We start from the raw sequence: 7,474 nt of genomic DNA, 5'->3' as shown, positions 1-7,474 counted from the left end.
ACCCAGGATATCTTTATGCAGACTGCTCAAACTAGGCTACTCGCGCTTGCACTGATAGAGATCAGGACGTTGCTTGCTGATTATCTGGGCAGTGATGTAGATGCTCCAATGAGCGTCCGTGTCGCGGCCCATATGGCCTATGCGCTCCACAATGAGGCGGAGGCTGCATACAGCAACGCTGAGTTTCAACTCGACTGTGCGACCCAGAAAATAGCCGTAATTGATCAGATTCTTGGTGTTTCGGATGGAGCCGCATTGCTGAGTAGATTTGACGTCGAAGACAAAATCAATCCGGATGACGCCCCACCTAGATGACCGCTTCTGGCCGATTGCTGCCTTTCACGAAGGGCAGCATCGGGTCGGTAACAGCCCCTCGGGACAGGCAGTAATCGGCTAAAAACGGTCGTCAGAGCTGATAGGAAATCGAATTAGGAAAGGCTGATCATTTTTGCCAGAATGACGGCAGCGCTTTCGCACACTGCCATCCTCCAGGGCCGATTGATTTGTCGCAAAGCTTCCTGCGACATGACTGGATTGCGTTACAGCGTCACAATGTTGAACCAGAAATCGAAGTTGTCCAAGTAGGACGCCATTTCCTCCAGCAGCTTTGCGCCCCGTCTATATTGGTATCACCCGAGGTCAATGCGTCTTTCAACGAGGTCTCTTTCAACACGATCTTGTTCAGCGCGCGCGGATCAGAGTCACCTTGCCAGTGCAACTCCTCGCACTTGATCCATACCCCCTACTGTGTGGTGGCCATCAAATGTTCGGCGAGCGCCTGGTAGGCCGGGAAGGTGGTTGGATCGAAGTTGTCGCCGGACGCCAGTGGGTGAGAGGCGTAGCGGACGATGACCATCTCCGCCTTGGGATCGACATAAATACCCTGTCCGTGTATACCACGTGCTGTGTAGGCACCATGGTCATTGTGCGACACCCACCACATGTTGCGATAACTCCAGTTTGGCATCAGCTTTTCACCCGCCTTGGCAAAACTTTCCTGGCTGCCGCCGCCGCGTATGTCAGCAATCACGTTCGGTGGAACTATTTGCTGGCCGTTGAACTTACCATTCAGGCGCATCATTTCGCCAAAGCGGGCCAGGTCGCGCAACGAGGTGTTGAAACCGCCGCCGGTGAAAGCGGTGCCCACATCATCGGCAATCAGGTATGCATCCTGCTCAGCACCCAGTTTTCTCCAGATTCGCTCATGCAAATTGACCGCGATCGTTTTCCCGGTGGCGCGCTGGATCACCCACGACAAAACGTCGGTATTGACCGTCTTGTAGGCAAAGACCTGACCGTGCTCGCCCTCTTTCTGAAGTTTCTCCAAGTACTCGGTCAGAGAGGTAGCGCCGCTGTAACCAGTCGGGCGAGGCAGCATATGACCTGCCCTCACGTACTCCCAAATCTCTGCCTTGGTGTCCCCGTAATTCTCCGAGTAGCGAACGCCGACGGTCATGTCCATCACTTGTCGTACGGTTGCATCGCCAAAAGCACTGTTTTTCAGCTCGGGAACGTAGGTACTGACCTTCTCTTGCGGATTGATCTTGCCTTCCTCGACCAGCATCGCCCCCAATGTGCCGATAAAGGACTTGGTCACCGACATCGCGACGTGCTGCCCCTGTTCGGTCAGCCCGCCAAAGTAGCGTTCATAAACCACTTGCCCGCGATGCATAACCAGAATGCCATCGGTGTAGTTGGCCGTCAGTGACTGCTCCCAGGTCATGGTGCGATCACTGCCAAGCGGAGTGAACGCCACGGCGTCGATATCTGTGCGCTTGGCGTTAGGTAATAGGCTGACCTCGCCAATGCCTCGCGAAACCTGCACGGTCGGCAGTAATTCGCGCATATGGGAGAACGCCCAGCGCGTCTGCGGGAACTGCAGAAAATTTTCGAATCGTACCGTTTTTTCGGGGGCCGGCGGGGTGCCCTGCATCCAGCCCATGACGACAGGATCGCTGGCCTGGGCATCGGCAAACTGTGGCTGGACAGCGGCCTCGGCAACAGCGCAGGACAGCACTGCGCTGTCCAACAAAGCATGCACTATGGCTTTTCTCGATTTCATGCGTTTCACCTTCTTATTGTCAGTTGTTCGGCTTCTAAAAAGGCGGCCCGAAGGCCGCAAAGTCACACGTAGCGTTTGTGACTGTCTGCTCACACCGGACTGGCACAAGGCATTGGGCGTGAACTCGGCCGCGATCGCCTTGACACCAAATGGGTATCGCCACTTCTTTGTTGTTATGGGCTTGGCAGTACAAGCGCTTGCCAACTGAGCGATGCGAGCTCTGGCGAAGTCTCTTGGAATGAGATACAAGCGTCTAATGCAATTATAAAGAGCGATTAATGCAGTGAGCGACTTAATAGATTTGAAGCGAGTTCGTCACCTGGTGCTTCTGGGCGAGGAGCTGCACTTCTCACGGGCCGCGGAACGCGCTCACCTCTCGCAAACGGCGTTCAGCCGCAGTATTCAATCTCTGGAGGCTGATCTGGGGCTACGCCTGTTCGACAGGGACACTCGCTCAGTGACGCTGACGTCTGCGGGTCATCAACTGATTTCACGAGCGCGTGAACTGTTGAGCTGCGCCAGCAAACTGGTTGCAGAGGCCAATGACATTGCCGGGGCCCAAGGAGGGGCTTTGAGTTTCGGTGCGGGCATGATGGCCGCCAACATCACACTGCCGAATGTGCTGGCGGCGCTGCGAAAGAGTGCTCCCAAGTTGATGGTGAACATCGAGGTCAATTACTGGCGTCACTTGATCCAACGCCTGGAACTGGAGCATATCGAGTTCGTGGTCGCCTCTGAGCGAGTCGACCGGGAAACCGACCCACGCTTTGCCGTCAGGCATTTGCCCCCACAGCCAGCGTCCATCTTCTGCCGCCGTGACCACCCGCTGGCACAGCAGGCTAGCCCAGTCACGTATGAGCAGATACTCGCCCATCCGTGGAACGCTGTGAACACCGACGATGCCCATGCAAGAGCAGTGTTCGGGCTACCCCAGGGAACGTCCTTGCCTTGGGCTCTGATTTGCAATGAGTTGAGTTGGCTGCGCCATGCAACGCTCACAAGCGACTCACTGCTGATCACTTGGCAATCGTGGGTGGAAAGCGATCTGGAGAGTGGTGCACTGGTTAACCTCCTCCCCTTCATTCAACCAGCGGTACCAGCACATTTGTGCTACTTCCAAGAAACCATCGTATTTCATGCAGACCGCACCCTGTCACCCGTCGCCAGGAAAGCTATCGACCTGATTATCGAAGAATCTGAAAAGCGCTAGCGCCTGACTACTGCTCCGATTCGCTCATTGCCTTGAAACCATCCAGATCAGGAAATAAGCTCGCCATCAATCACCGGTCAATCACCACAGCTGAATCGTGACGGGGCGAACTTGGCATTTCCCAGTCAGCAGCTTTCGCTTTGTCGCACGCGCCTTTTGCCGATACTCAATCCTCCACATCAGCCAAGCGGCAACCCGTGATCTCAGATTGACGGTCACCATCCGAAGTGGCTCGATTATGATCGGCTACTTTTCGGAGCCGCTATTCGCGTCATACTTGAAAATCGTGCGTGCACAATGTGCGTATGGAAACGAGTAAGCGGTTGGAACCTTTGGAAAAGGGGTGTAGGAGGCGGAGACGAAAAGGGAGAGGGTGGTGAGGTACATCTGAACTTCGGTATCGATTCGGCAGAGGTGGCCACGAGGATAAGAAGTCGGCAGGCGCTTTAAAAACTGACGAGTTCAAGTACGCGGGTCCAGCGTCGATTAAGAGTGGCTGGTCCCGCGTGATCCGGAGATCAACGCGTTATGGCATCACATTCGTTACGCAAGTTGCTATCTTTAATGTTGCCGCAGCTTTGACCGCTCATTTGCGCCGAACAAGTGGCCCGAAGGTCGTCGTTCCGGATATTGCCGCAGTTTTGGCCATTGGTTTTGGCTTCGCAATAAGCGCGTTGATCGCTGTCACTGATATTGCCGCAACCAGCATGGGCGTAGGTACTCAACATCAATAACATCGCAATGATGGCTCTCATCACTCTCTCCATAGGATGTCAGTAAATAGCCTGACGCTGACTGATCCAAGATGATCTTGTTGCTGTAATGAGCAATCAAATTGACATCATTTTTTTGGAAAGTTCAATGGGGAGGATGTGACTTTCGGGCGTACAGTTTTTATGTTTCGGCGACACCTGAATCGCCCGCCAGTAACTGCGCAAAATCCGAAAGCACCACGCAGTCAGCCTCCACCTCACCCCGAAAAGCGATGTTTTCCAATACTTGAGTCACGGTACGAATACGGTAGTCAGCCATCGCTTGCAGCACATCGAGCGGTGCTTGCGAATCAATGAGCAGGGAAGCTGGAACCCGTTCGATTCCAGTAAGAGGGATATATCTTTCCATTTTTGAAACTCCGATAAATGCAATGATTTACCGATAATCAGGTCGCCAAACCTGGTCGCCACGTGGGCGACCGGGGGACTATAAGCGCCGTTGCAGCCGACGAGCAACGCCAAGGTTGTAACCGGCACGGACGGGCTGAAGCTCATACGCCGCTCATCCCATTTTTTTTGCTCCAGTCTCCCCGAGGCTAGTCTCGTCTCCTTCCTGGAATTTCCACGCGTCGTCTCGCTTTTTAAGCTTGCTGAAACGTTTCATCGAGTTTATAAATCGCAAACAACTCCAATAAAGGCCACCGCCATGACCCCGCTAAAACTCCTCGTTGCCCTCAGCGCATTCTCTGCCGCCTCCCACGCCCTGGCCTGGGATTACGTGCTGCTCGATACCGACAAAGCCGCCCAGAACTGGCAGGTCACCAGCCAGCAGCTCGGCATCCAAACCGACAAGCCCTTCAGCGTTACCTTGCGCACCCTGCACGGTGGTCGGCAGGAGGGTGTGAGCATTGTCGATATCGATAACGGCACGATGAAGCTCTCGGTGGTGCCGACGCGTGGCATGAACGTGTTGCAGGCGTCGGTTGGCGATGTGCGCATGGGCTGGGATTCGCCGGTCAAGGAAGTGGTGAATCCGTCCTTCATCGAGCTCAATGGCCGTGGTGGTTTGGGTTGGCTGGAGGGTTTCAATGAGCTGGTCACCCGCTGCGGCTACGAATGGGTCGGGCACCCTGGCATCGACAACGGCGAGTTGCTGACCCTGCACGGGCGGGCGGCCAATATTCCTGCGAATAAAGTCACCCTGCATATCGATGAAAAACCGCCGTACGCCATCACCCTGCGCGGCGAGTTGAAAGAGCAGGCGTTCAAGAAGGTCGATTTTTCTGTTGCGACCGAACTGGTCACCGAGCCTGGCAGTGTGGTGTTCGCTCTCAACGACACGCTGACCAACAATGGTGATTATCCGAAGGAATACCAGGCGCTGTATCACAGTAACTTCAGCACGCCGTTCCTGGAGCAGGGCGCGCGTTTCGTTGCGCCGGTGAAGCAGGTGTCGCCGTTCAACGACAAGGCCAAGGGCGAACTGGCAGACTGGCAAACCTATCGTGCCCCGACCAAGGACTATGACGAAACGGTCTACAACGTGGTGCCGTATGCCGATGCCAAGGGCGATACCTTGACGGTGTTGCATAACAAGGCCGGCAGCCTGGGGGTTTCGGTGGGTTTCAATACGCAGACACTGCCGGTGTTTTCCCTGTGGAAGAACACTGATACCCAAGGGCAGGGCTATGTCACGGGGCTGGAGCCGGGGACGAGTTTTTCGTACAACCGTCGTTATCAGCGGCCATTGAACCTGGTGCCTACGATCGGGGCGAAGGAACATAAGCAGTTCCGTATCAGCTACAGCTTGTTGGCGGATAAGGCGGCTGTGGAAAGGGCCTTGAAGCAGGTCAGCGAGATTCAGGGTGGGCGGGAGACTGAGGTGCGGCAGACGCCTTTGGTGGATTTGACCAAGGGGTGACATTGCTGGAGCCTTCACCCCGGGGGCCGGCGTGCTTCATCGAAGCCGGAATCGCCTGGCAACTGTAGGAGCGAGCTTGCTCGCGAAAGACTCACAGGCGCCGCGTTCATTCAGGACGCCCGCGTTATCGTTGACGTTTTTCGCGAGCAAGCTCGCTCCTACAGTAGGGCTTTCTGTCATCGACGGGCATGCATACTGAAATAACCGTATTTCAGGAGTGCTTCCATGATTCGCAGGGCCTTACCCGCCGACGCAAAAGCCATTGCCCAGGTGCATATCAGCAGTTGGCAGGATGCCTACCGTGACCTGATGCCCGCCCAGTTCTTGAGCAGGTTGCAAGCAACGCTGGCTAGGCGCGAAGCCCATTGGGTTCGCTCGCTTGCCTTGGGTGAGTCGACGGTATGGGTTGCCGAGGTGGGCCAGCAGGTGGTTGGCTGGATAGCTGTGGGCGCCAGCCGTGATGAAGACGCTGTGCAGGCTAATGCAGGTGAGGTCATGGCCATCTACGTGCTCGCCGAGCATTGGCAAACCGGCGTCGGGCTGGCCTTGTGGAAAGCCGGCTTGCAGGATCTATTGGTGCAAGGCTATGAGCGTTTAACGCTGTGGGTCTTGGCCGGTAATGAACGGGCTATTCGATTTTATCGCCGGGCGGGGTGTGTGGAGGAGGCCGCGACTGAGCGCGATCTTGAGAGGGGCGGTGTTACGCTGGTGGAGGTGAGGTATGGGTTGCCGTTGAGATAGCACAGGTATCTACGCAACTTGGGCATCAGTTGAGTCGTCGTCGGCTGCCAGGCCGCCTTCGCGAGCAAGCCCGCACACATTGGTCATGCATTGCCGTCAAAATCAGTGCCTGGCACAGATCCCCTGTGGGAGCGGGCTTGCCCGCGAAGGCGGTGTGTCAGTCACTGAATTTTCAACTGAACCACCGCCATCGCAGGCAAGCCAGCTCCCACATTTGGATCGCGGGGCACAGCTCGATCGGCGTCGGCTGCCAGGGGCACTCCCACCTCACTCATGCCCTGCGCGCAGTCAACAACACCGCCGCCGCCGCTGACAACAAACCCGCGCAGCAGCGATTGAACAGGCGCTTGCCCTTGGGCTCGGCAAACCAGCGGCGCATATGCAGGCCCATATAGGCATAGGCGTTGATGGCGACCCATTCCAAAGCCAGGAACATCGCGCCCAGCAAGGCAAATTGCGCGGTGATGGGTTGGCCGGGCACCACGAATTGCGGGAGGAAGGCGGTGAAGATCAGGATCGCCTTGGGGTTGCCCGCGGCCACCAGAAATTCCTGCCGCGCCAAGGCCCACAGGCCTACCTTGCTCGTCGCGGTTTCTACCTGCCGCGGGTCTGCGCGCCATAGCTGATATGCCAAGTAAAACAGATACGCCGCGCCGAGAATCTTGATCCCGTAGAACAACAACTCCGAGGTTTGCAGTACCACCGCCAAGCCAGCGGACGCGAGGGCGATCATGCCGGCGAAGGCCAGCAGACGGCCGAGACCGGCGAGGCAGGAGGTGCGGTAGCCATAGCGGGTAGCGTTGCTCACGGATAGCAGGTTATTGGGG

General features: G+C 56.4%; 8 protein-coding genes. 4 read left to right on the top strand and 4 right to left on the bottom strand.

The genetic code is table 11. From position 1 onward, the window contains the following. On the top strand, nt 1–315 hold a 315-nt coding region (locus GIW04_RS25410), incomplete at its 5' end, for a hypothetical protein (RefSeq protein WP_236479308.1). A gap of 427 nt (nt 316–742) precedes the next feature. On the opposite strand, the gene GIW04_RS25405 is transcribed toward GIW04_RS25410, so the two are convergent. After that, nucleotides 743–2,062 (bottom strand): serine hydrolase domain-containing protein, encoded by a 1,320-nt coding sequence (locus GIW04_RS25405; protein WP_120248116.1) that lies wholly within the window; start codon nt 2,060–2,062, stop codon nt 743–745. A gap of 283 nt (nt 2,063–2,345) precedes the next feature. Between GIW04_RS25405 and GIW04_RS25400 the strand changes: the two genes are divergently transcribed. Next, nucleotides 2,346–3,272 (top strand): LysR family transcriptional regulator, encoded by a 927-nt coding sequence (locus GIW04_RS25400; RefSeq protein WP_034135716.1) that lies wholly within the window; start codon nt 2,346–2,348, stop codon nt 3,270–3,272. Between the two features lie 518 nt (nt 3,273–3,790). On the opposite strand, the gene GIW04_RS25395 is transcribed toward GIW04_RS25400, so the two are convergent. Both GIW04_RS25395 and GIW04_RS25390 read right to left on the bottom strand, forming a co-directional pair. Beyond that, nucleotides 3,791–4,027 carry a hypothetical protein gene (locus GIW04_RS25395; protein WP_034135717.1) on the bottom strand — a complete coding sequence of 79 codons (237 nt, stop codon included), beginning with the start codon at nt 4,025–4,027 and terminating at the stop codon, nt 3,791–3,793. A gap of 139 nt (nt 4,028–4,166) precedes the next feature. Then, a complete protein-coding gene (locus GIW04_RS25390) occupies nt 4,167–4,394 on the bottom strand; it encodes a hypothetical protein (protein WP_052224687.1) in 228 nt (75 codons plus the stop codon). Between the two features lie 297 nt (nt 4,395–4,691). On the opposite strand from GIW04_RS25390, the gene GIW04_RS25385 reads away from it, so the two are divergent. Both GIW04_RS25385 and GIW04_RS25380 read left to right on the top strand, forming a co-directional pair. Further along, complete coding sequence (locus tag GIW04_RS25385; protein WP_120248115.1) at nt 4,692–5,906, top strand: aldose 1-epimerase family protein; 1,215 nt, start codon at nt 4,692–4,694, stop codon at nt 5,904–5,906. Nucleotides 5,907–6,131: 225 nt separating this feature from the next. Then, complete coding sequence (locus GIW04_RS25380; protein ID WP_034135719.1) at nt 6,132–6,647, top strand: GNAT family N-acetyltransferase; 516 nt, start codon at nt 6,132–6,134, stop codon at nt 6,645–6,647. Nucleotides 6,648–6,918: 271 nt separating this feature from the next. On the opposite strand, the gene GIW04_RS25375 is transcribed toward GIW04_RS25380, so the two are convergent. Then, nucleotides 6,919–7,474 (bottom strand): LysE family translocator (locus GIW04_RS25375; RefSeq protein ID WP_236479307.1); only part of this gene is annotated, 556 nt, incomplete at its 5' end.

It is taken from the genome of Pseudomonas sp. PA-4-8C (assembly GCF_021606625.1).
Lineage (GTDB): Bacteria > Pseudomonadota > Gammaproteobacteria > Pseudomonadales > Pseudomonadaceae > Aquipseudomonas > Aquipseudomonas lactis.
The sequence above is the reverse complement of the archived record's forward strand: the minus strand, read 5'-3'. Positions and strand labels throughout refer to the sequence as shown.

Excerpts from the sequence above, each read along its gene's own strand:
- GIW04_RS25405 (WP_120248116.1), bottom strand. The coding sequence starts at position 2,062 with ATGAAATCGAGAAAAGCCATAGTGCATGCTTTGTTGGACAGCGCAGTG.
- GIW04_RS25395 (WP_034135717.1), bottom strand. The coding sequence starts at position 4,027 with ATGAGAGCCATCATTGCGATGTTATTGATGTTGAGTACCTACGCCCAT.
- GIW04_RS25390 (WP_052224687.1), bottom strand. The coding sequence starts at position 4,394 with ATGGAAAGATATATCCCTCTTACTGGAATCGAACGGGTTCCAGCTTCC.
- GIW04_RS25385 (WP_120248115.1), top strand. The coding sequence starts at position 4,692 with ATGACCCCGCTAAAACTCCTCGTTGCCCTCAGCGCATTCTCTGCCGCC.
- GIW04_RS25380 (WP_034135719.1), top strand. The coding sequence starts at position 6,132 with ATGATTCGCAGGGCCTTACCCGCCGACGCAAAAGCCATTGCCCAGGTG.